The organism is Cupriavidus sp. SW-Y-13 (genome assembly GCF_009793345.1).
GTDB lineage: Bacteria > Pseudomonadota > Gammaproteobacteria > Burkholderiales > Burkholderiaceae > Cupriavidus.
Window position 1 is genome coordinate 3,215,063 of sequence record NZ_WHLX01000001.1, and the last position, 23,612, is coordinate 3,238,674.

22 protein-coding genes are annotated in these 23,612 nt (G+C 63.8%); 1 reads left to right on the forward strand and 21 read right to left on the reverse strand.

Annotated features, from left to right (window positions below):
• Window positions 1-72: 72 nt before the first annotated feature.
• From hisA to GA566_RS14445, 18 genes are all read right to left on the reverse strand, one after another.
• Window positions 73-816 (reverse strand): 1-(5-phosphoribosyl)-5-[(5-phosphoribosylamino)methylideneamino]imidazole-4-carboxamide isomerase, encoded by a 744-nt coding sequence (gene hisA, locus GA566_RS14360; protein WP_137925308.1) that lies wholly within the window; start codon window positions 814-816, stop codon window positions 73-75.
• A gap of 210 nt (window positions 817-1,026) precedes the next feature.
• Window positions 1,027-1,680 (reverse strand): imidazole glycerol phosphate synthase subunit HisH, encoded by a 654-nt coding sequence (gene hisH, locus GA566_RS14365; protein WP_160473057.1) that lies wholly within the window; start codon window positions 1,678-1,680, stop codon window positions 1,027-1,029.
• Window positions 1,677-2,300: a YchE family NAAT transporter gene (locus GA566_RS14370; protein WP_137925306.1), complete on the reverse strand. Its 624-nt coding sequence runs from the start codon at window positions 2,298-2,300 to the stop codon at window positions 1,677-1,679. Before GA566_RS14370 ends, hisH begins: the two co-directional genes overlap by 4 nt.
• A gap of 91 nt (window positions 2,301-2,391) precedes the next feature.
• Window positions 2,392-2,979, reverse strand: a complete 588-nt coding sequence (gene hisB / locus GA566_RS14375) for an imidazoleglycerol-phosphate dehydratase HisB (protein WP_137925305.1) — start codon at window positions 2,977-2,979, stop codon at window positions 2,392-2,394.
• 7 nt (window positions 2,980-2,986) lie between these two features.
• A complete protein-coding gene (hisC, locus tag GA566_RS14380; protein WP_137925304.1) occupies window positions 2,987-4,087 on the reverse strand; it encodes a histidinol-phosphate transaminase in 1,101 nt (366 codons plus the stop codon).
• 33 nt (window positions 4,088-4,120) lie between these two features.
• Window positions 4,121-5,455: a histidinol dehydrogenase gene (gene hisD, locus GA566_RS14385; RefSeq protein ID WP_160473058.1), complete on the reverse strand. Its 1,335-nt coding sequence runs from the start codon at window positions 5,453-5,455 to the stop codon at window positions 4,121-4,123.
• Between the two features lie 36 nt (window positions 5,456-5,491).
• A complete protein-coding gene (gene hisG / locus GA566_RS14390; protein ID WP_137925302.1) occupies window positions 5,492-6,166 on the reverse strand; it encodes an ATP phosphoribosyltransferase in 675 nt (224 codons plus the stop codon).
• Window positions 6,167-6,244: 78 nt separating this feature from the next.
• Window positions 6,245-7,495, reverse strand: a complete 1,251-nt coding sequence (gene murA / locus GA566_RS14395; RefSeq protein ID WP_160473059.1) for a UDP-N-acetylglucosamine 1-carboxyvinyltransferase — start codon at window positions 7,493-7,495, stop codon at window positions 6,245-6,247.
• Between the two features lie 64 nt (window positions 7,496-7,559).
• Window positions 7,560-7,808, reverse strand: coding sequence for a BolA family protein (locus GA566_RS14400; RefSeq protein ID WP_137925300.1), 249 nt, complete (start codon window positions 7,806-7,808; stop codon window positions 7,560-7,562).
• A gap of 45 nt (window positions 7,809-7,853) precedes the next feature.
• Complete coding sequence (locus GA566_RS14405; protein ID WP_370459294.1) at window positions 7,854-8,675, reverse strand: ABC transporter permease; 822 nt, start codon at window positions 8,673-8,675, stop codon at window positions 7,854-7,856.
• Window positions 8,672-9,622 carry an ABC transporter ATP-binding protein gene (locus GA566_RS14410; RefSeq protein ID WP_137925299.1) on the reverse strand — a complete coding sequence of 317 codons (951 nt, stop codon included), beginning with the start codon at window positions 9,620-9,622 and terminating at the stop codon, window positions 8,672-8,674. The genes GA566_RS14405 and GA566_RS14410 overlap by 4 nt, the downstream gene beginning before the upstream one ends.
• Before the next feature lie 252 nt (window positions 9,623-9,874).
• Window positions 9,875-10,174 (reverse strand): lipid asymmetry maintenance protein MlaB, encoded by a 300-nt coding sequence (locus GA566_RS14415; RefSeq protein WP_160473060.1) that lies wholly within the window; start codon window positions 10,172-10,174, stop codon window positions 9,875-9,877.
• A gap of 140 nt (window positions 10,175-10,314) precedes the next feature.
• The gene (locus tag GA566_RS14420; protein WP_137925297.1) at window positions 10,315-10,938 is read right to left on the reverse strand and encodes a phospholipid-binding protein MlaC; all 624 of its coding nucleotides are present in this window, start codon (window positions 10,936-10,938) and stop codon (window positions 10,315-10,317) included.
• A gap of 220 nt (window positions 10,939-11,158) precedes the next feature.
• Window positions 11,159-11,932, reverse strand: a complete 774-nt coding sequence (locus GA566_RS14425; protein ID WP_137925296.1) for a VacJ family lipoprotein — start codon at window positions 11,930-11,932, stop codon at window positions 11,159-11,161.
• Window positions 11,929-12,504 carry an outer membrane lipid asymmetry maintenance protein MlaD gene (gene mlaD, locus GA566_RS14430; RefSeq protein ID WP_137925295.1) on the reverse strand — a complete coding sequence of 192 codons (576 nt, stop codon included), beginning with the start codon at window positions 12,502-12,504 and terminating at the stop codon, window positions 11,929-11,931. Before mlaD ends, GA566_RS14425 begins: the two co-directional genes overlap by 4 nt.
• A gap of 21 nt (window positions 12,505-12,525) precedes the next feature.
• Window positions 12,526-13,302 carry a lipid asymmetry maintenance ABC transporter permease subunit MlaE gene (gene mlaE, locus GA566_RS14435; protein ID WP_137925294.1) on the reverse strand — a complete coding sequence of 259 codons (777 nt, stop codon included), beginning with the start codon at window positions 13,300-13,302 and terminating at the stop codon, window positions 12,526-12,528.
• On the reverse strand, window positions 13,299-14,138 hold the full coding sequence (locus GA566_RS14440) for an ABC transporter ATP-binding protein (protein WP_346811895.1): 840 nt from the start codon (window positions 14,136-14,138) through the stop codon (window positions 13,299-13,301). Before GA566_RS14440 ends, mlaE begins: the two co-directional genes overlap by 4 nt.
• A gap of 194 nt (window positions 14,139-14,332) precedes the next feature.
• The gene (locus GA566_RS14445; protein ID WP_160473061.1) at window positions 14,333-15,421 is read right to left on the reverse strand and encodes a tripartite tricarboxylate transporter substrate binding protein; all 1,089 of its coding nucleotides are present in this window, start codon (window positions 15,419-15,421) and stop codon (window positions 14,333-14,335) included.
• Between the two features lie 174 nt (window positions 15,422-15,595).
• On the opposite strand from GA566_RS14445, the gene GA566_RS14450 reads away from it, so the two are divergent.
• Window positions 15,596-16,114, forward strand: coding sequence for a GNAT family N-acetyltransferase (locus GA566_RS14450; protein ID WP_237380190.1), 519 nt, complete (start codon window positions 15,596-15,598; stop codon window positions 16,112-16,114).
• 75 nt (window positions 16,115-16,189) lie between these two features.
• Here GA566_RS14450 and GA566_RS14455 read toward each other — a convergent pair whose 3' ends face one another.
• From GA566_RS14455 to GA566_RS14465, 3 genes are all read right to left on the reverse strand, one after another.
• Window positions 16,190-17,656 (reverse strand): glutamate synthase subunit beta, encoded by a 1,467-nt coding sequence (locus GA566_RS14455; protein WP_137925291.1) that lies wholly within the window; start codon window positions 17,654-17,656, stop codon window positions 16,190-16,192.
• Between the two features lie 114 nt (window positions 17,657-17,770).
• Complete coding sequence (locus tag GA566_RS14460; RefSeq protein WP_202126800.1) at window positions 17,771-22,438, reverse strand: glutamate synthase-related protein; 4,668 nt, start codon at window positions 22,436-22,438, stop codon at window positions 17,771-17,773.
• Window positions 22,439-22,813: 375 nt separating this feature from the next.
• Window positions 22,814-23,545 carry a transposase gene (locus tag GA566_RS14465; RefSeq protein WP_160473062.1) on the reverse strand — a complete coding sequence of 244 codons (732 nt, stop codon included), beginning with the start codon at window positions 23,543-23,545 and terminating at the stop codon, window positions 22,814-22,816.
• Window positions 23,546-23,612 lie beyond the last annotated feature (67 nt).

Genomic DNA, 23,612 nt, shown 5'->3' on the forward strand with positions numbered 1-23,612 from the left:
ATTCCTTGCCTGCCGCCGCCCGCCTGGGGCAGCGGCTGGTTGGGGTGCCATTGGGGCACCCTGCCGGCGACGTTACTCCGCGCCCAGCTTGTCGGCGTGCGCCTGGGCTTCCGAGAAGTTGAGGTCGCCGGAGTAGATTGCGCGACCGCAGATCACACCTTCCACGCCCTCATGCTCCACCGCGCAGAGCTGGTCGATATCGGCCATGTTGGACAGGCCGCCGCTGGCGATCACCGGGATCGACATCGACTGGGCCAGCTTGACCGTGGCATCGATATTGATGCCCTGCAGCATGCCGTCGCGGCCGATGTCGGTGTAGATGATGGCTTCCACGCCGTAGTCCTCGTACTTGCGCGCCAGATCCGCCACTTCGTGGCCGGTCAGCTTGCTCCAGCCATCGGTGGCGACCTTGCCATCGCGGGCGTCGAGTCCCACGATGATGTGGCCGCCGAAGGCCGAGCACGCATCCTTGAGGAAGCCGGGGTTCTTGACGGCAGCCGTGCCGATGATCACGTACGAGAGGCCATCGTCGAGCCAGCGCTCGATCGTGTTCAGGTCGCGGATGCCGCCGCCAAGCTGCACGGGGATCTCGTCGCCCACCTCGGCGATGATCGACTTGATGGCCGCCTCGTTGCGCGGCTTGCCGACAAACGCGCCGTTCAGATCAACCAGATGCAGGCGCCGCGCGCCCTGATTGACCCAATGACGTGCCATGGCGGCGGGATCTTCGGAAAAGACGGTGGCCTGGTCCATGTCGCCTTGTTTGAGGCGTACACACTGACCGTCCTTCAGGTCGATGGCCGGAATGAGCAACATAGCGTAACGAGCGTGGTGGTTGTGTAAAAAGGGAAAGGTAGCGATGCCGGCGCGGACGCTGGCGTTCAGGTCATGTCAGTTTTGCAAGGAATGCAGTCTGGGTCGTCGGCTCTGAACGATCGGTATCGATATCGCTTGGGACAATTCTTGGTGTGTCTGGCAAAAAGGTGCTGCTAACGTGCTTCTGCTCGTGAGGCCGCTTTCGAGGCTTCACGGATTCCAGTGCACGAAGTTCCGGTACAGCTGCAAACCCATCGCGGCACTCTTCTCCGGGTGGAACTGCGTGGCGAAAATATTATCGCGTGCCACTGCGCTGGTAAACACAACGCCGTAATCCGTCTCGCCAGCCACATGGGCCGCGTCTTGCGCCCGCACATAATAGCTGTGGACGAAATAGAACCAGCTCTCGTCCGGAATACCGTTCCACAGCGGGTGGGCCCGCGTCTGGCGAACACGGTTCCAGCCCATCTGCGGCACCTTGAAGCGCGAGCCGTCTGCCTGCGTCATGCCATCCAGCTCGAAGCGGATCACCTCGCCTGGCATCAGTCCCAGCGCAGGCGTATCGTCCTGGCCGATGCGAGCTTCGTGGCTACGGTCGAACAGCATCTGTTCGCCAACACACACACCGAGCATCGGCTTCGAGGCGGCGGCTTCGATCACTGCTTCCTGCAGGCCCGATTCGCCGAGTGCACCCATGCAGTCCGGCATCGCGCCCTGCCCCGGCAATACCACGCGGTCCGCCGCGCGAATCGCTTCCGGGCGATCCACGACCTGGACATCCGCTTCCGGCGCTGCGGCGCGAAGCGCCTGCGCCACCGAGCGCAGGTTGCCCATGCCGTAATCCACAATTGCTATGGTAGTCATGATTTCAAAACAGGCAACAATGTCTTGAGCCCGTCCACAATGAATTCAACGGCCAGCGCCGACAGGATCAGACCCATCAGGCGCGTACCGATATTGATCCCGGTCCGCCCGATCACCCGTGCGATCGGGTCAGCGGCCCGGAACGTTCCATACACCACGCACCCCAACACCACGCCAATCGCCACCAGGATCAGCAGTTCGTACCAGTGATCCGTCTTGCCGGCATACACGATCACGGTACTGATCGATCCCGGCCCCGTCAGCAGCGGCAACGCCAGCGGCACCACCGCGATACTCGTCTTGGCTTCGGCCTCGTCCTCTTCCTCGGGTGTGGCCTTGGTCCGACCGGCCTGCGCGTTCAGCATGTTCATCGCCATCATGATCATGATGAGTCCGCCGCCAACCTGCAGCGATGCCACCGAGATATTGAAGAACGCGATGATCTGCTGGCCCAGCAACGCCGACAACCCCACCACGATCGCCACGGCAATCGACGCCGTCTTGATCGTCTTCAGCTTTTCCGCCTCGGTCTGCTGACTGGTCAGACTGATGAAGAACGGGATGGCACCGATCGGGTTGATCAGCGCTAGCAGCGAGATGAAAGACTTCAGCGTATCCATCGGATGCGGGTGAGTAGCGGTGGTGGCGTGTCAGCGTCGCCGCAACCAGCCGGCTCGCCTGCAAGGGGCGCAGGTCAGTACCCAGTATCGTTCAGAGCGTTCCCTTGGTCGATGGAATCTGGCCAACCGCGCGCGGGTCAAGCTCCACCGCCATGCGCAGTGCCCGGCCAAAAGCCTTGAACACGGTCTCGCACTGATGGTGGGCATTGATGCCGCGCAGGTTGTCGATATGGAGCGTCACGCCGGCATGGTTCACGAAGCCGCGGAAAAATTCGATGAGCAGGTCCACGTCGAACGTACCCACGCGGGCGCGCGTGAACGGCACGTGAAACTCCAGGCCCGGACGGCCCGAGAAGTCGATCACCACGCGCGACAGGCACTCGTCCAGCGGCACGTAGCTGTGGCCGTAGCGGGTGATGCCCTTCTTGTCGCCAATGGCGCGCGCCACGGCCTGGCCCAGCGTGATGCCCACGTCTTCCACCGTATGGTGATCGTCGATATGGGTATCGCCCTTGGCTTCGACCTCGAGATCGAACATGCCATGGCGGGCGATCTGGTCCAGCATGTGGTCGAGGAACGGCACACCGGACGCCAGCTTCTGGCGGCCCGTGCCATCAAGGTTCAGCGAAACGCGAATCTGCGTTTCCGAGGTATCGCGAGTGACCTCTACAACACGCATGGTGGGGTTAATCCTGCAATGAAGCCTGGAATGCTTCAAGAAACTGCGCGTTTTCTTCGGGGGTGCTGACCGTCACGCGCAGACAGTTGGCCAGCAATGCGTGCATTTTACTCACGTTCTTGATCAATACCCTCCGTGCGAGCACCCGGTCGAATACCTGTGTAGCGTTCGGCACACGGACCAGCAGAAAGTTGGCTGCGCTCGGGAACACCGTCACACCCGGCAGCGCCGCCATCGCATCGGCCAGCTTCGCGCGTTCTGCGCGCAGTTGCGCGGCCTGATCATCGAGCACATCCACATGTTCGAGCGCGAATAGCGCGGTGGCCTCGGTCAGCACGTTGACGTTGTACGGCGGGCGCACCTTGTCGAGTTGCGCCAGCCAATCGGGCGAACCAGCCATGTAGCCCAGGCGGATACCAGCCAGCCCGAGCTTGGATACCGTGCGCATGACCAGCAGGTTGCCGAAATCCTTCAGTCTCGGCATCCAGCTTTCCTGCGCGAACGGCTGGTAGGCCTCGTCGACGACCACCAGGCTCTGGCACACCTCGCCTTGTGCGGCGCGGACGATGGCTTCCATGTCGGCGGCATCGAACAGGTTGCCCGTCGGATTGTTCGGATAAGCCAGATAGATGATGGCGGGCTTGTGCTCGGCCATCGCTGCCAGCATCGCGCTACGGTCCAGCGAGAAATCGGCACGCAGCGGCACGCCGACAAACTCCAGTCCTGCAAACTGCGCCGACATCGCATACATGACGAAACCCGGCAACGGCGCCAGCACCTTCGCACCAGGCTTTGCAGCCGCCAGCGACAGGATGCTGATCAGTTCGTCCGAACCATTGCCGAGGATGACGTCCATGCCAGCCGGCACGTTCATCACTGTCTTCAGCTTGGCACGCAGTGCCTCGCTGCTGGGCACCGGGTAGCGGTTCAGGGCCACCTCGGCCAGCCGCGCGGCCAGCTGGTCGCGCAGCGCGGGCGGCAGCCGGTAGGGATTCTCCATCGCGTCGAGCTTCACCAGTCCGTGCGAATCGGCGACATGATAGGCGCCCATGGCGCGTACGTCGTCACGGATGATGCGTTCGATCAGGGATGGGTCTACGGCTGACATATCGATCCTTATGGAGGCGGCTCTGAAATTGACTTAACGTTTGAAGCGATACTCGGCGCTGCGCGCGTGGGCCTGCAGCCCTTCGCCATAGGCGAGTTCGGCGGCGATCTGGCCCAGCATCTGCGCCCCGCCCTCGCTGACCTCGATCAGGCTTGAACGCTTCTGGAAGTCATACACGCCCAGCGGCGACGAGAAGCGCGCCGTGCGCGAGGTCGGCAGCACGTGGTTGGGACCGGCGCAGTAGTCGCCCAGCGACTCGCTCGTGTAGCGGCCCAGGAAGATCGCGCCAGCATGGCGGATCTTCTCGCTCCACTGGCGCGGGTTCTCCGCCGAAATCTCCAGGTGCTCCGGTGCAATGGCGTTTGCGATGTCGCACGCCTCTTCCATGTCGCGCACCTTGATCAGTGCGCCACGGCCGGAGATCGACGCGGCGATCACCTCGCGGCGCGGCATCGTCGGCAACTGGCGACGGATGCTGTCTTCCACGCGACGCAGATAGTCGGCGTCCGGGCACAACAGGATCGATTGCGCCAGTTCATCGTGCTCGGCCTGCGAGAACAAATCCATCGCCACCCAGTCCGGATCAGTCGTGCCGTCGCAGATCACCAGGATCTCGGACGGCCCGGCGATCATGTCGATACCGACCGTGCCGAACACGCGGCGCTTGGCCGCCGCCACATAGGCATTGCCCGGGCCGACGATCTTGTCCACCTGCGGCAGCGTGGCCGTACCGTAGGCCAGCGCGCCCACAGCCTGTGCGCCACCGATCGTGAAAACACGATCCACACCGGCGATCTGCGCGGCTGCGAGCACCAGCTCGTTGCGCACGCCGCCGGGCGTGGGCACGACCATGATCACTTCCTTGACGCCAGCCACGCGTGCCGGAATCGCGTTCATCAGCACAGACGACGGATACGCGGCCTTGCCGCCAGGCACGTACAGGCCCACGCGGTCCAGCGGGGTCACCTTCTGACCCAGCATCGTGCCGTCCGATTCGGTGTACTCCCAGCTATGGCTGCCGCACTCGATCTTCTGCTTCTCGTGATAGGCACGCACGCGGGCAGCGGCCGCTTCCAGCGCGGCGCGGCGCTTGGGTTCCAGTTCTTCAAGCGCGGCTTCGAGCGCCGACTGCGGGATTTCCAGCGCGCCCATCGACGCGGCTTCCACGCGGTCGAAACGGCGCGTGTATTCCAGCACGGCCTCATCGCCACGACGGCGCACATCGGCCAGGATGTCGGCTGCGGCGCGGTCGATGGCCTCGTCTTCCGAGGCTTCGAAGGCCAGTACCTGCCGCAACGCTTCAGCGAAGCCGGGCTCGGTCGAATCGAGCCTGCGGATCGACAGGTTGTCCATTTCGGATTCGTTCATGACTTCGTTCCTTGCGGGTCCCCGATCAACTTCACCTCAGGCGATTGCCGCCGAGGCCCGTTCAAATGCGTCCAGAATCGGCGTCAGCCGTTCCCGCTTGAGCTTCAATGCCGCCTGGTTGACCACCAGCCGCGACGAGATCTGCACGATCTCCTCCACCTCGACGAGGTTGTTCGCGCGCAGCGTGCCACCTGTGCTGACCAGATCGACGATGGCGTCGGACAGTCCTACCAGCGGACCCAGTTCCATCGACCCATAGAGCTTGATCAGATCCACGTGGACGCCCTTCTTGGCGAAGTGCTCACGCGCGGTCTGCACATACTTGGTGGCCACTGCCAGCCGCGCACCCTGACGCACGGCATTGGCGTAGTCGAAACCGGCCGGCACCGCCACCGACATGCGGCAGCGAGCGATGTTCAGATCGATCGGTGCATACAGGCCGGTCATGCCATGTTCCATCAGCACGTCCTTGCCCGCCACGCCAAAGTCCGCGGCGCCGTACTGCACGTACGTGGGCACGTCCGAAGCGCGCACGATGATCACGCGCACGGCGGGATCGGTCGTGGGCAGGATCAGCTTGCGCGAGGTTTCCGGGTCCTCGGTGACCTCGATGCCGGCAGCGGCCAGGAGCGGCAGCGTTTCCTTGAAGATGCGGCCCTTGGAGAGCGCCAGCGTCAGCTGGTTGGGCGAGGCATTGAAAGCGGGGCTCATCGTAGATTCTTCAAACGCGTTCAGGGGGCGACTCGATACGATCTTCGTCGATGTTCGATAGTCGATGGTGTACGTGGCTCAGGCGATGCGGCGGATCTTCGCGCCCACGGCCGACAGCTTGTCTTCCATGCGGTCGTAGCCACGATCCAGGTGATAGATCCGCTCGATCGTCGTTTCGCCATCGGCCACCAGGCCGGCGATCACGAGACTGGCCGACGCGCGCAGGTCGGTGGCCATCACGGTGGCGCCGGACAGGCGCGGCACGCCCGTCACGACCGCCGTGTTGCCTTCCGCCGTAATGCTCGCGCCCAGGCGATTCAGTTCCTGAACGTGCATGAAGCGGTTCTCGAAGATCGTTTCGGTGATGCGCGCGGTGCCTTCGGCCACGGCATTCAATGCCATGAACTGCGCCTGCATATCGGTCGGAAACGCCGGGTACTCGGACGTACGGAAACTCACGGCCTGCGCGCGCTTTGGCATCGCCAGACGAATCCAGCTGTCGCCCGTCTCGATCTGGGCGCCGGCTTCGCGCAGCTTGATCAGCACGGCGTCGAAGATCTGCGGCGGGATATCGCGCAGCGTCAGGTCACCCAGCGTGGCAGCGGCCGCGCACAGGAACGTGCCGGCCTCGATGCGATCGGCCACTACGCTGTGACGCGCGCCGTGCAGGCGGTCCACACCGTGGATCACCAGCCGATCGGTGCCGATGCCCTCGATCTTCGCGCCCATCTTCACCAGCAGTTCGGCGAGGTCGGTCACCTCGGGCTCGCGTGCGGCGTTCTCCAGCACGGTCTCGCCATCAGCCAGCGTGGCGGCCATCAGCAGGTTCTCGGTGCCGGTCACTGTGATCATATCCGTCACCACGCGCGCGCCCTTCAGGCGGCTGGCGCGGGCATGGATGAAGCCATGCTCGATGGTGATCTCTGCGCCCATCGCCTGCAGGCCCTTGATGTGCTGGTCCACGGGGCGTGCGCCGATGCCGCAACCACCCGGCAGCGAGACACGTGCCTCGCCGAAGCGCGCCACCAGCGGTCCCAGCACGAGGATCGACGCGCGCATGGTCTTCACCAGTTCGTACGAAGCTTCCGGCGCGTTGATGTCCGCGCCGGTCAGCGTGGCCACGCCATCTACCATCTCCGCCTGCATGCCCATCTGGCGCAGCAGCTTGAGCATGGTGCGCGTGTCCTGCAGGTCAGGCACGTTGTCGATAGTCACCGTGTCGGCGGTCAGCAGGCTCGCGCAGAGGATCGGCAGTGCGGCGTTCTTGGCACCCGATACGCGGATCTCGCCCTTGAGCGGGCCATTGCCCTGGATCTGGAATTTGTCCATGTTCTGTCTGGTTCACCGCCCCGACACACGTCCAGGCGGCAGTTGATCTGTTGTGTGGCGCCGCTTACTTGTCGGCCCCGGCCTGCCACTCGGCAGGCGTCAGCGTCTTCATCGACAGCGCATGGATCTCCGCGCGCATACGGTCACCCAGGGCCGCGTAGACCCGCTGGTGACGCTGGATCAGGCGCTTGCCATCGAACTCCGCGCTCACGATGGTGGCGAAGAAGTGCTGGCCATCGCCTTCCACTTGCAGATGTTCGCAGGGCAACCCTTGGGCAATGTAATCCCTGACTTGTTCCGGTGTAGGCAGCATGTCTGTCTCAAATGTAATCAGTGAATGGCGGCGGATCGACGTCGATCAATGCCGCAGCTTGTAACCCTTGCGCAGCAGGTGCAGCGCCAGCGCGGCCAGCACGACGAATGCCACGGCCACCACGGCCAGGCTGTACAGCGGCGGCACGTCGGACACGCCGAAGAAGCCGTAGCGGAATCCGTCGATCATGTAGAAGAACGGATTGGCGTGCGACACCGCCTGCCAGAACGGCGGCAGGGAATGAATCGAATAGAACACGCCGGACAGGAACGTTGCTGGCATGATCAGGAAGTTCTGGAACGCGGCCAGTTGATCGAATTTCTCCGCCCAGATGCCGGCGATCAGCCCCAGCGTGCCCAGGATGCCCGCACCGCCCAGACCGAACAGCAGGATCCAGAACGGATGGGCGAAGTGCAGGTTGGCAAACCATGCCGTCACCAGCAGCACGCCCAGGCCAACGCTGAGTCCGCGGATGATCGACGCCACCACATAGGCGCCGAACATCTCCCAGTGCGACAGCGGCGGCAGCATGATAAATACGAGATTGCCTGTGATCTTGGACTGGATCAGCGACGAAGAACTGTTCGCGAACGCATTCTGCAGCACGCTCATCATCACCAGGCCAGGCACCAGGAATGCGGTGTAGCTGATCTGGTCATAGACGCGCACGCGGCCTTCGAGCACATGGCCAAAGATCAGCAGGTACAGCACGGCGGTCAGCACCGGCGCGGCCACGGTCTGGAAGGCGACCTTCCAGAAACGCAGCACTTCCTTGTAGAGCAGCGTGCGGAAGCCCACCAGCCCGCCCACGGCCATCGCATCCAGCCGTTGCTGCTGGGTCACATCCACGTCGACGGGGTTCTTCATGCCGCGGCCTCCATGGCGGAATTCGGCAGGCTGCCGGGCATCTCGCCCTCACGGCGCATGATCTGCACGAATACATCCTCCAGGTCGGCCTTGCTGATTTCCATGTCTTCGATTTCGCATCCGGCGGCGCGCAGCGCGCCCAGGATCGGCTCCACGGCCTCATAGCCCGACAGGCGCAGGCGATGCGCCCGCTCGCCCGGGTTGCCCTGCGTGCGCAGTGCTTCGAGTTCCGCCGGCAGCGTACCCTTCGAAAGTGTCAGGACGAGTTGCAACCCGGCGAACTGGTTCAGCAGGCTGCTGGTACGGTCCAGCGCCACCACCTCGCCGAACTTGAGCATCGCGATGCGATCGCACAGCGCCTCGGCTTCTTCCAGATAGTGCGTGGTCAGGATGATCGTGTGGCCTTCGCGGTTCAGGCGCGAGATGAACTTCCACAGGGTCTGGCGCAGTTCCACGTCCACGCCGGCCGTCGGCTCGTCGAGCACGATCACGGGCGGGCGATGCACCAACGCCTGCGCCACCAGCACACGGCGCTTCATGCCGCCCGAGAGCTGGCGCATGTTGCTGTCGGCCTTGTTGGTGAGATCCAGGTTGGCCATGATCTCGTCGATCCAGTCGTCGTTACGCGACAACCCGAAATAGCCCGACTGCAGCCGCAGCGTCTCGCGCACGGTGAAGAACGGATCGAACACCAGTTCCTGCGGCACCACGCCCAGCATGCGCCGCGCCATGCGGTAATCGTCCACCACATCGTGACCCAGCACGCTGACCGACCCCGAATCGGCGCGATTCAGGCCTGCGAGGATCGAGATCAGCGTGGTCTTGCCGGCGCCGTTGGGACCGAGCAGGCCGAAAAACTCGCCACGCTCGACGCTGAAACTGACGCCCTTGAGCGCCTGCAGGTTGCGGTAGCGCTTGCGGACATCGGTAATTTCGATGGCTTTCATGGCCAGATGTTGGGACGGGGCCGCTTGCACGGCCGGGCCTCTCTTGGAGTTGGGAAGCGACCCTGAGGTTAGCCGCGAAGCACCTGAGGGAATGGTCTCAGGGCAGTTGGGGGCGACTTGGGGACGAACAACCCGGAATTATAGGGGATGCGGGGGTTCTCCCGCTCTGACCTGCGCGACGGCGGGCCAGGCCCGACGCCGTGGCATCGCATGACCGCGCGCTTGAGTCCGCGCACGGCAACGGATGCCGGTTCAATGTCGGTGGTGGTGGTGCTGCGGAAGAGTTGCGCCGGCGGACAGACCCAGCAGGGTGTCGACGCCGTAGAGGCTGGCCAGCGACTGCAACTGCGGTGGCACACTCTGGAGCGCCAGGGTCTGGCCACGTTGCTCGGCGGCACGCTGCCACGCCAGCAGCACGGCCACGGCCGACGAATCGACGTGGGTCAGCGCACTGCAATCCACCGTCACGTCGCCCTGCCGCACATGCGACAGCCCGTCACGCAGCACGTCGGCGGCGTTGCGGTTGGTCAGCGAGGAGCCAAAGGCTGGCATGGGATCAGGGAGGCTTCGGGAGAGGAATCGAAACTCCCGCCTGCAAACAAAAAAGTGCAACAGGCGGGAGCGAGCGGCCATTGTAGACCAGATCCGCGCGCCATGTTGCGGCGCAACGGTTTCCAGCGTCACATGGACAGTCAGCCCTTGGCGTTGGCCAACTGGCGGTTGCGGTCCTGCAGCGTCTTGATGATGCCGTCGATACCCTGCTGGGTAGCAATCGTGTTGAAGCTGCCCTTATAGGCTTCGGTCAGCCACGCGCCCAGCACGTTGATGTCATAGACTTTCCAGCCTGCAGCGGTCTTCTCAAGGCGGTAATCCATCTGGATCGGCTCGCCCTTGTTGATGACCTGCGTACGGATCGTCGCGTCGGTGTCCTCCGCGGTGCCACGGTACGGACGGAACTGCACCTTCTGGTCGCGGATCTGCGCGATGGCGCCTGCGTAGGTACGGATCAGCAACGTCTTGAACTCGTCGGCGATCACTTTCTGCTGCTCGGGCGACGCTTTCGACCAGTTACGGCCCATGGCGATCTGCGTGGTGCGCGTGAAATCGGCATGCGGCAGGATCTTCTGTTCCACAAGTTGCGTGATCTTGCCGATGTTGCCAGCCTGCATGTCCTTGTCGGCCTGCACGGTCGCCATCACGTCGTTCACGACGGTCTTGACCAGACCGTCCGGCGTGGCAGTGTCGATGGCCTGGGCCTGTGCGGCGCCCGAGAATGCCAGGACAGTCAGGAATGGAAGCAGAACTCGCTTGAGCATGTGAATTTTCCTCTTTTCATTGTGGTGACACTGCAATATCGGCAGGGTCACGCCCTCCCGGTACACCAGACACGGCGCCGGGACGGGCTCATTGAAACATAGGCGCCGTCGCGACGCTGCCCGAATCATGCTTGAGACACCACTTTCAAACACTTTGTTTCAGGGCTGACACCGCGCTCACAGCGCCGTACGTCCTTGACTGGACTGGGCTGGCGCCGGATCAGCCAGCGCTCGTCGTGGTGGGTGCCGCGCCATCGTCCTTCGGTGCCGGCTTGTCGTCTCCGTCATCCTCGTCGTCCTTGGACTTCGGCGGATTGCCGTCATAGATCAGGTACTGGCGGCGCTGCAGGTACGAATCGCGCAGGAACGAGTACTTGTCCAGCGCCGCGGCCTCGATCAGGTTGGACGCACCCAGCAACTGTGCCCGGCCGTCGACCACGCGAACCCCCGATACTGCAAGGCTGGCGGTCCACGGCGAGATATAGAAGGTGGGATCCATGAAACGGTCCACCACCATGCCCGACGCGTCGCGCACGCTGCTCGGCCCGAACAGCGGCAGCACCAGGTATGGGCCCGTCGGCACACCCCAGACCCCCAGTGTTTGGCCAAAATCTTCCTTGTACTTGGGCAGGCCAGCCGGCGTGGCGATGTCGATCAGGCCACCGATACCCAGCACGCTGTTGATGGCCACGCGCATCGTGTCTTCCATCGCACGCGTCGGCTTGCCCTGCAGCAGGTTGTTGCCGGCCGAGTAGACATCGCTGATGTTGGAGAAGAAATTGCCTACTGCCGTGCGCACCGGCGAAGGCACGACGTTCTGGTAACCCTCGGCCACCGGCTTCAGCGCGTAGCGGTCGAGGTTGTCGTTGAACGTGCTGACGCCGCGATTGAAGGGTTCCAGCGGATCGGCCGGGTTGGCTTGGGGACCCGTGGCGCAACCCGCCAGGGCAAAGGCGGCAACGGAGGCCGCGATCAGGCGTTGATAGGAACTCATTTGCTGCCGCCAAGCCCCGGCGCCGCAGGCAAGGCTGCCGCGCCCGAGCCGGACGTATCCGTCGAAGAAGAAGGGGTGGCCGGCGTCGAGGCGGGGGCCGGCGAGCTGCCGCCGCCCGCATCCGCGGCCTTGTTATAGAGGAACTGACCGATCAGGTTCTCGAGCACCACGGCGGACTGGGTCATCGTGATCTTGCTGCCCTGCGCCAGCATCTTGTCGTCGCCGCCCGCTTCGAGCCCGATGTACTGCTCGCCCAGCAGGCCCGAGGTCAGAATCTTGGCCGAGGTATCTCTCGGGAATTCGAAGCGCTTGTCCAGGTGCATCGTCACCTTGGCCAGGTATTCCTTGTCGTCGAACGTGATCGACGACACACGGCCCACCACCACACCCGCGCTCTTGACCGGTGCGCGCGGCTTCAGGCCGCCGATATTGTCGAAGTTGGCGGTTACCGTATAGGTGTCCTGGAACGAAAAGCTGCTCAGGTTGCCGGCCTTGAGCGCCAGGAACAGCAGTGCAGCAAAGCCCACCACCACAAACAGCCCCACCCAGTAATCGAGCGAATTTTTCTTCATGCGAGTCTCTTTTGGAAAGCTTTAGCTGAACATCAGCGCGGTCAGCAGGAAATCCAGCCCCAGCACGGCCAGCGACGCCATCACCACGGTGCGCGTCGTGGCGCGCGATACCCCTTCAGGCGTCGGGTTGGCCTCAAACCCCTGGTACAACGCAATGAACGTCACCGCGACACCAAAGATGAAGCTCTTGATCACGCCATTGAGCACGTCGGCGCGCACATCGACACCGCCCTGCATCTGCGACCAGAACGCGCCGGCATCCACGCCGATCAACTGCACACCCACGACATAGCCGCCCAGGATGCCCACGGCGCTGAAAATGGCCGCTAGCACCGGCATGGCAATCACGCCACCCCAGAAGCGCGGCGCTATCACGCGTTGCAGCGGATTCACGGCCATCATTTCCATGGCCGTAAGTTGCTCGCCCGCTTTCATCAGGCCGATCTCGGCCGTCAGCGACGTACCGGCGCGGCCCGCAAACAGCAGCGCCGACACCACCGGACCCAGCTCGCGCACCAGCGAGAGCGCCACGAGCAGCCCCAGCGCCTGTTCCGAGCCGTACCGGTTCAGCGTGTAGTAGCCCTGCAAGCCCAGCACGAATCCGACGAACAGCCCCGACACCGCGATGATCAGCAGGGACAGGTTGCCCACGAAGAACACCTGATCGGTCACCAGCCGGAAACGGCGGAAGAGCGCAGGCGATAGCGCCAGCAATGCCACGAACATGCGCGTCGCTCGGCCCAGGCCACCCACGAACTGGCGCAGCGCGGCGCCGATGGAGATGAAGAAGCCGGTCAACGCGAGCCTCCGGCGAGAAAATCTTCGGCCAACGAGGGGCCGGCATAGTGGAATGGCACCGGGCCGTCCGCCTCGGCACGGACAAACTGGCGCACGAACGGATCTTCCGACCGGCGCAGCTCCTCTGGCACGCCTTCGGCCGCGATACCGCCGTTGGCAATGAAATACACGTAGTCCGCGATCTGGAACGTCTCCTGCACATCGTGCGAGACGATGATCGTGGTGGCGCCCAGCGCGTCATTCAGGTTGCGGATCAGGTTGGCCGTCAGGCCCAGCGAGATCGGGTCGAGTCCGGCGAACGGCTCGTCGTACATCAGCAGCGCCGGATCCAGGGCAATCGCCCGGGCCAGCGCCACCCGCCGTGCCATACCGCCCGAGATCTGTGCCGGCATCAGGTCCCGCGCACCGCGCAGCCCTACGGCATTCAGCTTCATCAGCACCAGATCACGAATCATCGACGCGGGCAGATCAGTGTGCTCGCGTAGTGGAAACGCCACATTATCGAAGACGGAGAGGTCAGTGAACAGGGCCCCGAACTGAAAGAGCATGCCCATCTGACGCCGCACGGCATAGAGACCGGGCTGATCCATGGTGTCGATATCGGCGCCATTGAACGTCACACGGCCTCGTTGGGGGCGCACCATGCCGCCGATCAGCCGCATCACGGTGGTCTTGCCGCAGCCCGATCCGCCCATGACCGCTACGACCTTTCCACGCGGAAAACGCATCGAAAGCCCGGAAAGTATGGGCGTGGCGCCATCGGCATACGCGAAATCGACGTCCGTGAGTTCGACGATGTTCGGGCCGGTAGCAAGCTGGCCAGCAGGGTTCGGCACGGTAGCGCTCACAATGTCACCGGTTTTAGGCAGGTCGCCATTATAAGGGCTACTACCTACCGGTCACTGTCCCGTGTGGTGATCTCACCATTGCCAGCACGACAACAATCGGCATCCGGTGGGAAACGAGGTGGCATCTGCAGATGCGGACTACGCGCCACCTGCCCTCGGGAGGCGTACCAGCCGGGCCGCATTCAGGGTTCAGCGCGTGTCCCGCCTTGCCTCATGATGACCTGCCACTGTACCGATTCCGACCGGATGGCCGTGGCGAAAGCCTCGGGCGAATCCCGCACCGGCGTGAGCCCGGCAGCCAGCAACTGGGTCTGCACGTCCCGCTCGTTTGTCACGTTGTCCAACTCGCCGGCCAGGCGGGCGACAATGGCTCGTGGCGTCTTGGCAGGGGCCATGACGCCGTACCACGCCAGGGCGCCATAGCCATCGAGGCCCGACTCTTGCAGCGTGGGCACTTGCGGCGCCAGCGGCGACCGCAGCGGCCCAGCCACGCCAAGTATCTTGAGTGCGCCTGATCGCACATGACTCTGCACGGCCGTCCACGAACAGAAACAGGCGCTGATGCGGCCCGCCAGCATTTCCTGGACGACGGCATTCTCGCCCTTGGCGGTGACCAGCGGCACACCGTTCGAGACGCTGCGCACCGCGTACTCGGCATAGAGATGGGATGGACTCCCGGGCTGACCATAGCCGTAGCTGTACGACGCCGGATTCGAGCGCACAGCGGTAACCCACTGCTGCGACGTCGTCATCGGCAGCCGTCCGTCGATGACGAGAAACAGCGGCGTGGCAGCCACCCGGGCCACGGGCGTGAAGTCGCGCATCACGTCGTAAGGCACGGGCTCCAGCCCTGGCTGGATCAGCATGTTGGCCTGATGGAACAATAGCGTGTGCCCATCGGAACTGGCCTTGGCCACGAGGTCGCCGGCCATGGTGCCCGATGCACCCGGACGGTTATCCACTTCGACAGGCACCGCCAGCCGTACCTCCAGCCGCTCGGCGAGCAGGCGCGCGACGGCATCGGCCACACTGCCGGCCGGGAATGGCACGATCATGCGCAGCGACCGCGCCGGGAAAGATATCTGGCGATTCTGCAATTCCGCGCGGGAGCTGTGCGGAATGCTCGCAAGCTGGGCGAAAGCAGGAGGCTGAGCGAGGACCGTCGTCATGCCGCTCAGGCAGACAACTGCACACCCCAACCACTTGGCAGCGAGTATTGGCAACTTCGCTTGACCTCGCCAAAGCCGCATACAAACGCGTACTTCGGTCATCAATTTCCTCCGGGCCGCAGCCCACCGCAGCGGCACCAGTTCGGCTGAAAGGGATTCTCGAGGCAGTTTCTTTTGTTATGTTCTGTGGAAATTCTAAGAAGAAGAGCGGGCGCGGCACAGACACGTAAACGCTCTCAGGGCGGACCCCAATGTGAGCGCTCGTATAATCCGCCGATGCATCCGAAGTCAGAATTCACGCTGCGGCAGATGCGCGCCGCCGACTTGCCCGCCGTGCTCGATATCCAGGCGCAATGCTATGGCGCCGCGCTCGTGGAAACTGCCGAGGCGCTGGCGAGCCGACTGGACCTCTCGCCCTCCACTTGCTGGATCTCCGGATTGCCCGATGGGACATTGGCCGCCTATCTGTTCACGCACGCCTGGCCCGAGACATCGTTGCCGCCATGGAATGGCGCACTCGCGCGGGACTGGCGCGATAGCGAATCGCTGACGTGGTTCGTGCATGACATGGCCGTAGCGCCGATCGGGCGTGGGGCGGGTCTGGCGGTGCAGCTCTACGAGGCGGCGCGCGAGGTGGCGTGGAATGCGGGCCTGCGGTCTTCACGGCTGGTCGCCGTACAGGATGCCGATGGATTCTGGCGCAGGCTTGGGTACGCGCCGGTGGCGAGGCATTCGCTTGGCGCGAAGCTGGCGACGTATGGGGAGGGGGCGGTGTTGATGGAGTGTGGGCTGTAAATTCATCACCCGCCGTCTGGCTCCCCTCTCCCACACGGTGGGAGAGGGGCGAAAACCGGAGGCACCGGTTGATGCTTACCGCGGCAGTTCCGAATATCCCATCAGGAACGCATCCACCGAACGCGCGGCCTGACGGCCTTCGCGGATGGCCCAGACCACGAGCGACTGGCCGCGACGGACGTCGCCGGCGGCGAAGACCTTCGGCACGTTGGTGTGATACGCGCGCTCGCCTTCGGTCGATGCCTTGGCGTTCTTGCGAGCGTCGGTATCCACGCCAAACGCTTCGAGCACCGAACCTACCGGGTTCGTGAAGCCCATTGCCAGCAGCACCAGATCGGCCTTGAGCACGAACTCGCTGCCCGGCACTTCCTGCATGCGTCCGTCCTTCCATTCCACGCGGCACGCCTTCAGCGCCGTGACCTTGCCGTTCTCGCCGATAAATTCCTTGGTGGCCACCGACCAGTCGCGCGAGCAGCCTTCGTCGTGCGACGACGACGTACGCATCTTGATCGGCCAGTACGGCCACACCAGCGGCTTGTTCTCTTCTTCCGGCGGTTGCGGCAGCAGTTCGAACTGGGTCACCGATACCGCGCCATGGCGGTTCGACGTACCCACGCAGTCGGAACCCGTATCGCCACCACCAATCACGATCACGTGCTTGCCTTCGGCACGGATCTCGTTGGCGCCGTCGCCGGCCACTTCCTTGTTCTGCGGAATCAGGAATTCCAGCGCGTAATGCACGCCATCCAGATCACGGTTCGGCACCGGCAGGTCGCGCGGCACTTCGGAGCCGCCCGCCAGCACCACGGCGTCGAACTGGTCCATCAGCGCCTGCGCAGTCACCGTTTCGCGAGCGTAGTTCTTGATGCCGGCCGGCAGCTTGTCACCATCGGTCACCATCACGCCCGTGCGGAACGTCACGCCTTCCGACTGCATCTGCTCGATGCGGCGGTCGATCAGCGTTTTTTCCATCTTGAAGTCGGGGATGCCATACCGCAGCAGGCCACCCACGCGGTCGTTCTTCTCGAACACGGTCACGTCGTGACCGGCGCGCGCCAGTTGCTGCGCAGCGGCCATGCCCGCCGGGCCCGAACCCACCACGGCCACGGTCTTGCCGGTCTTGTGCTTGGCTACCTGCGGTGCGACCCAGCCTTCTTCCCAGGCCTTGTCGATGATCGCGTGCTCGATCGACTTGATGCCCACCGGCAATTCGTTGATGCCGAGCGTGCAGGCTGCCTCGCACGGTGCCGGGCAGATGCGGCCCGTGAACTCGGGGAAGTTGTTGGTCTGGTGCAGCACCTCGATCGCCGACTTCCAGTCCTGGCGATACACCAGGTCATTGAAGTCGGGAATGATGTTGTTGACGGGGCAGCCGTTGTTGCAGAACGGAATTCCGCAGTCCATGCAGCGCGCACCCTGGAGCTTCGCTTCGTTGTCCGACAGCGCGAACACGAACTCCTTGTAGTGCTTCACCCGCTTGACTACCGGTTCGTAGCCTTCGTTCTGGCGCGGAAATTCGAGAAAGCCAGTCGCCTTACCCATGTTGCATCCTTGGTCTTGCTTGGCGCGAGGCGGCCGGGCCAGCCTCGCGTGGGGTCAGTATCTTGTCGGCGCCGCGGCCCGTGGCCGCAGGCGCCCTCTCGTGGGGCTGCCCGATCAGGCGGCTACCGCTTCGCGATCGTTGTCGCGTGCGGCCTGCTCCTTGGCGTACATCTCGCCCAGCGCGCGCTTGTACTCGGTCGGGAAGACCTTGACGAACTTGCGGCGTGCCGTTGCCCAGTCGGCCAGCAGCGCCTTGGCGCGCTCCGAACCGGTGTAGCGGAAATGCTGCTCGATCAGGTTGCGCAGGATCACTTCGTCCAGCTGGCGCTTGCCATCGAACTTGTGCCACTGCGATTCCGGCTGCTCCTTCTGCTGGTCCGCCGAGGCGAGCACCGGATCGAGTGCCACCATCGCCGTGTTGCAGCGCTTGTCGAACAGGCCGTCCTCGTCATAGACGTAGGCCAGGCCACCCGACATACCAGCCGCGAAGTTACGGCCCGTACCGCCCAGCACCACCACCGTGCCGCCGGTCATGTACTCGCAACCGTGGTCGCCCGTGCCTTCCACAACTGCCGTGGCGCCCGAGTTACGCACCGCGAAACGCTCGCCGCCCACGCCGTTGAAGAAGGCTTCTCCAGCCAGCGCGCCGTACAGCACCGTGTTGCCGACGATGATGTTGCGCGTCGGGTCACCACGGAACTCGTGCGGGGCACGCACGATCACGCGGCCGCCGGACAGGCCCTTGCCCACGTAGTCATTGGCATCGCCGACGAGGTCGATCGTCACACCGTGCGCCAGGAACGCGCCGAACGACTGGCCGGCCGTGCCCTGGAACTGGATGTGGACGGTATCGTCGGGCAGGCCCTCGTGACCGTACTGCTTGGCAATCACGCCGGACAGCATCGCGCCCACCGTGCGGTTCACGTTCTTGACCGGCTGAATGAACGAGACGCGCTCACCCTTGTCGATGGCAGGACGCGCCTTGGCGATCAGCGTGTGGTCCAGCGCCTTGCCGGCTTCCACCGACAGGCCGTGGTCCTGCACATCGGTGTGGTAGCGCGGCACATCCGCCGGGAACGGTGCCTGGTAGAAGATGCGGCTGAAGTCCAGGCCGCGTGCCTTCCAGTGTTCGATGCCACCGCGCGTGTCGAGCAGGTCAGCGCGGCCGATCAGTTCGTCGAACGTGCGGATACCCAGTTGCGCCATGATCTCGCGGGCTTCCTCTGCAACGAAGAAGAAGAAGTTCACCACGTGCTCGGGCTTGCCCTGGAATTTCTTGCGCAGCGCCGGGTCTTGCGTGGCCACACCCACCGGGCAGGTGTTCAGGTGGCACTTGCGCATCATGATGCAGCCCTCGGCCACCAGCGGTGCCGTGGCAAAGCCGAACTCGTCGGCGCCCAGCAGCGCGCCGATCACCACGTCGCGGCCCGTCTTCATCTGGCCGTCAGCCTGCACGCGAATGCGGTTGCGCAGGCCGTTCAGCATCAGCGTCTGTTGCGTTTCGGCCAGACCCAGTTCCCACGGCGATCCGGCGTACTTGATCGACGACCACGGCGATGCGCCCGTGCCACCGTCATGGCCGGCGATCACCACGTGGTCAGCCTTGGCCTTCGCCACGCCTGCCGCCACGGTGCCCACGCCCACTTCGGACACGAGCTTGACCGAGATGTCCGACATCGGGTTCACGTTCTTCAGGTCGTGGATCAGCTGTGCCAGATCCTCGATCGAGTAGATGTCGTGGTGCGGCGGCGGCGAGATCAGGCCAACGCCCGGCACCGAGTAACGCAGCTTGCCGATGTAGTCGGACACCTTGTGGCCCGGCAACTGGCCGCCTTCGCCCGGCTTGGCGCCCTGCGCCATCTTGATCTGGATCTGGTCGGCGGAAGCCAGGTACTCGGCCGTGACGCCGAAGCGGCCCGACGCCACCTGCTTGATCTTCGAGCGCAGCGAGTCGCCAGCCTTCAGTTCCAGGTCCTTCTCGATGACGTGATCGCCCAGCAGGCTCTTGAACGTGTCGCCCTGCTTGATGGGAATGCCGCGCAGTTCGTTGCGATAGCGCTTCTCGTCCTCGCCGCCTTCGCCCGTGTTGGACTTGCCGCCGATGCGGTTCATCGCCACGGCCAGCGTTGCGTGCGCTTCGGTCGAGATCGAACCGAGCGACATCGCACCCGTGGCGAAGCGCTTCACGATTTCCTTGGCGGACTCCACTTCTTCCAGCGGAATCGCGCGGGCCGGGTCAACCTTGAACTCGAACAGGCCGCGCAGCGTCATGTGGCGACGGCTCTGGTCGTTGATGATGTTCGCGTATTCCTTGTACGTCTGGTACTGGCCCTTGCCATCGTCCGCACGCACCGAGTGCTGCAGCTTGGCGATAGAGTCCGGCGTCCACATGTGTTCTTCGCCGCGCACGCGGTAGGCGTATTCGCCGCCCGTGTCGAGCATGCTCTCCAGCACCGGGTTGTTGCCGAATGCATCGCGATGCAGGCGCAGCGCTTCCTCGGCCACCTCGAAGATGCCGATACCTTCGACATTCGACGGCGTGCCGTGGAAATACTTCTGCACCAGTTCGCGCGACAGGCCGATGGCTTCGAAGATCTGGGCGCCCGTGTACGACATGTACGTGGAGATGCCCATCTTCGACATCACCTTGAACAGGCCCTTGCCGATCGCCTTGACGAAGTTCTTGACTGCCTTTTCCGGCGACAGGTCGCCCGACAGGCCCGCGGCCATATCGGCCAGCGTTTCCATCGCCAGGTACGGGTGCACGGCTTCCGCGCCGTAGCCGGCCAGCAGTGCGAAGTGGTGGACTTCACGTGCCGAGCCGGTTTCCACGACCAGGCCGGCGGACGTGCGCAGGCCCTTCTCCACCAGGTGATGATGGATGGCCGACGTGGCCAGCAGCGCGGGAATCGCCACCTCGCCACCGTCCACGCGACGGTCCGTCACGATCAGGATGTTGAAGCCCGAACGCACGGCGTCCACGGCTTCCGCGCACAGCGATGCCAGGCGGGCTTCGATGCCTTCCTTGCCCCACGCCACCGGGTAGCAGATGTTCAGTTCGTAAGAACGGAACTTGCCGCCGGTGTAGTGCTCGATGTTGCGGATCTTGGCGATGTCCTTGAAGTCCAGCACAGGCTGCGACACTTCAAGACGCATCGGCGGGTTGATGTTGTTCAGTTCCAGCAGGTTCGGCTTCGGACCGATGAACGACACCAGCGACATCACCATGTTCTCGCGGATCGGGTCGATCGGCGGGTTGGTCACCTGTGCGAACAGCTGGCGGAAGTAGTGGTACAGCGTCTTGTTCTTCGACGACAGCACGGCCAGCGGCGAGTCATTGCCCATCGAGCCCGTGGCTTCCTCGCCGGCCAGCGCCATCGGCGCCATCAGGAACTTGACGTCTTCCTGCGTGTAGCCAAATGCCTGCTGGCGATCCAGCAGCGGCGACACCGGCTTCTTCTCGGCCGCCACGTCTTCCGGCTTGGCGTCGATCTCGTCCAGCTTGATGCGGACGGCGTCGATCCAGCTCTTGTACGGCTTGGCGTTGGCCAGGTTGTCCTTGAGTTCCTTGTCGTCGATGATGCGGCCCTGCTCCATGTCGATCAGGAACATCTTGCCCGGCTGCAGGCGCCACTTCTGGACGATGCGCGATTCCGGGAACGGCAGCACGCCAGCTTCCGAAGCCAGCACGACGAAATCGTCCTCGGTCACATAGAAGCGGGCCGGACGCAGGCCGTTACGGTCCAGCGTGGCGCCGATCTGGCGGCCATCGGTAAAGCAGATGGCGGCGGGGCCGTCCCACGGCTCCATCATCGCGGCGTGGTATTCGTAGAAGGCACGACGGTTGTCGTCCATCATGGTGTGCTGTTCCCAGGCTTCCGGGATCATCATCATCATGGCGTGGACGAGCGGGTAGCCGGCCATCGTCAGCAGTTCGAGGCAGTTGTCGAACGATGCGGTATCCGACTGGCCCGGATAGATCAGCGGCCAGAGCTTGGGCAGGTCATCGCCGAGCACGGGCGACGAGATCGCGCCAGTCCGCGCGTTCACCCAGTTCACGTTGCCCTTGACCGTGTTGATTTCGCCGTTGTGGGCGACCATGCGGTACGGGTGGGCAAGCTCCCAGGCCGGGAAGGTGTTCGTCGAGAAGCGCTGGTGAACCAGTGCCAGCGCCGACACCGCGCGCGAATCCTGCAGGTCCAGGTAGTACTCGCCCACCTGGTTGGCCAGCAACAGACCCTTGTACACGACGGTACGGGCCGACATCGACGGCACGAAGTATTCCTTGCCGTGCTTGAGCTTCAGCGCCTGGATGGCGTGGCTGGCCGTCTTGCGGATGACGTAGAGCTTACGTTCCAGCGCGTCGGTGGTCATGATGTCGCGGCCGCGACCGATGAAGATCTGGCGGATGACCGGCTCGGTCTCGCGCACCGTCGGCGACATCGGCATGTTGGCGTCCACCGGCACATCGCGCCAGCCCAGCACGACCTGGCCTTCCAGGCGCACCGTGCGTTCGAGTTCCTGCTCGCAGGCCAGACGCGACGCGTGTTCCTTCGGCAGGAAGATCATGCCCACGCCGTACTCGCCGTTCGGCGGCAGGGTCACGCCCTGCTTGGCCATTTCCTCGCGGTAGAACTGGTCCGGAATCTGGATCAGGATACCGGCACCGTCGCCCATCAGCGGGTCGGCGCCCACGGCGCCCCGGTGATCCAGGTTCTCCAGGATCTTCAGGCCCTGCGAAACGATTTCGTGGGACTTCTTGCCCTTGATGTGCGCGACCATGCCGACGCCGCAGGCGTCGTGTTCGTTGGTCGGGTCGTACAGGCCCTGGGCCTGTGGGCGGGCGGCGAGTGCGTCAGAAGCGGTGGGGTGTTGCGTATGGTCCACGGGCTGAATTCCGGTGAAGGCTGCGCAATCAGCGCGCGGGCAGACCGTAGGGGTGGCTGCTGCAGGGCCTCTTTATCGGGCGTGGCATGCAGGCACCGCAGCGGCGTACACGAGCGTGACGCGCCGCACAATGACTGTGTGGGTGGGGCAACTATAAGAGAATCGACTTAACCGCGCAGATTTTTTAAATGGGGTCAGAACACATTAAAAATCGCACCATTTTTATAGGGCCAATTAATGGGGACACATTATATTTCGCGCACAAATGCCTCAAGTTGGTGCGTGATCTGACGGCGATGGCAACGCGTCCTCGCCCCCCACCTTGCGCGGCCGGCCTTTGGGAAGGGGTTGCACCCGCCGGGTGGACTGCCGCTCCAACTGCGCCAAGAACGCATCGCTACCCAGCGGCCAGCCGCTATGGGCATGTTTTTGCAGCGTGGCGAGCGTCTTGCCGGACAGGCCGTCAGCCATCAGCGCCCGGTAGTTGGATTGGCGCTCGAATGGCGTGTTACCGAGATCCCAATACACGGAGTGATCGCTTACAAGCGGACTGGCTTCGATGCCGGCATGATGGCGATAGCTGCTCCAGCGGTCGGCGTCAGGCGTCAAGACATCGGCAGAACGAACCGCATTCCCCTCGACATAGAGCATGGCGGGCATCATCCAGAGGCCGGGTTCGATGACCGCCGAGCGAAACCGTCCTTCCCAGAGGGTGCCAGTACGCTCTGCCACCCGATTGAAATGCCGAGCGTAGCGCCGGCCCACCGCTTGCATCGTCAAGCTCAGCGAATCGGCCCCCTTGGGCGTGGCGACCAGGTGGATATGGTTGGGCCGCAATGCATAGGCGTGGATCGACAACTCGTGTTCGCGGGCTGCCATGCGCAGGCAATCGAGGTAATGCAGGTAGTCGTCTGTGCCGAGGAACACCGGCTGGCGGTTGTTCCCGCGCTGCAACACCAGCACAGGCATGTCAGGGGGAGAGAATCGGGGAAGGCGAGCCATGGGGCAATCCGGCTATCTGATCTTGGGTGACCCCAATGATAGCCTGATCTGTCCCCGTTTATTTCAA

Excerpts from the sequence above, each read along its gene's own strand:
- hisA (WP_137925308.1), bottom strand. The coding sequence starts at position 816 with ATGTTGCTCATTCCGGCCATCGACCTGAAGGACGGTCAGTGTGTACGC.
- hisH (WP_160473057.1), bottom strand. The coding sequence starts at position 1,680 with ATGACTACCATAGCAATTGTGGATTACGGCATGGGCAACCTGCGCTCG.
- GA566_RS14370 (WP_137925306.1), bottom strand. The coding sequence starts at position 2,300 with ATGGATACGCTGAAGTCTTTCATCTCGCTGCTAGCGCTGATCAACCCG.
- hisB (WP_137925305.1), bottom strand. The coding sequence starts at position 2,979 with ATGCGTGTTGTAGAGGTCACTCGCGATACCTCGGAAACGCAGATTCGC.
- hisC (WP_137925304.1), bottom strand. The coding sequence starts at position 4,087 with ATGTCAGCCGTAGACCCATCCCTGATCGAACGCATCATCCGTGACGAC.
- hisD (WP_160473058.1), bottom strand. The coding sequence starts at position 5,455 with ATGAACGAATCCGAAATGGACAACCTGTCGATCCGCAGGCTCGATTCG.
- hisG (WP_137925302.1), bottom strand. The coding sequence starts at position 6,166 with ATGAGCCCCGCTTTCAATGCCTCGCCCAACCAGCTGACGCTGGCGCTC.
- murA (WP_160473059.1), bottom strand. The coding sequence starts at position 7,495 with ATGGACAAATTCCAGATCCAGGGCAATGGCCCGCTCAAGGGCGAGATC.
- GA566_RS14400 (WP_137925300.1), bottom strand. The coding sequence starts at position 7,808 with ATGCTGCCTACACCGGAACAAGTCAGGGATTACATTGCCCAAGGGTTG.
- GA566_RS14405 (WP_370459294.1), bottom strand. The coding sequence starts at position 8,675 with ATGAAGAACCCCGTCGACGTGGATGTGACCCAGCAGCAACGGCTGGAT.
- GA566_RS14410 (WP_137925299.1), bottom strand. The coding sequence starts at position 9,622 with ATGAAAGCCATCGAAATTACCGATGTCCGCAAGCGCTACCGCAACCTG.
- GA566_RS14415 (WP_160473060.1), bottom strand. The coding sequence starts at position 10,174 with ATGCCAGCCTTTGGCTCCTCGCTGACCAACCGCAACGCCGCCGACGTG.
- GA566_RS14420 (WP_137925297.1), bottom strand. The coding sequence starts at position 10,938 with ATGCTCAAGCGAGTTCTGCTTCCATTCCTGACTGTCCTGGCATTCTCG.
- GA566_RS14425 (WP_137925296.1), bottom strand. The coding sequence starts at position 11,932 with ATGAGTTCCTATCAACGCCTGATCGCGGCCTCCGTTGCCGCCTTTGCC.
- mlaD (WP_137925295.1), bottom strand. The coding sequence starts at position 12,504 with ATGAAGAAAAATTCGCTCGATTACTGGGTGGGGCTGTTTGTGGTGGTG.
- GA566_RS14445 (WP_160473061.1), bottom strand. The coding sequence starts at position 15,421 with ATGACCGAAGTACGCGTTTGTATGCGGCTTTGGCGAGGTCAAGCGAAG.
- GA566_RS14450 (WP_237380190.1), top strand. The coding sequence starts at position 15,596 with ATGCATCCGAAGTCAGAATTCACGCTGCGGCAGATGCGCGCCGCCGAC.
- GA566_RS14455 (WP_137925291.1), bottom strand. The coding sequence starts at position 17,656 with ATGGGTAAGGCGACTGGCTTTCTCGAATTTCCGCGCCAGAACGAAGGC.
- GA566_RS14460 (WP_202126800.1), bottom strand. The coding sequence starts at position 22,438 with ATGGTCGCGCACATCAAGGGCAAGAAGTCCCACGAAATCGTTTCGCAG.
- GA566_RS14465 (WP_160473062.1), bottom strand. The coding sequence starts at position 23,545 with ATGGCTCGCCTTCCCCGATTCTCTCCCCCTGACATGCCTGTGCTGGTG.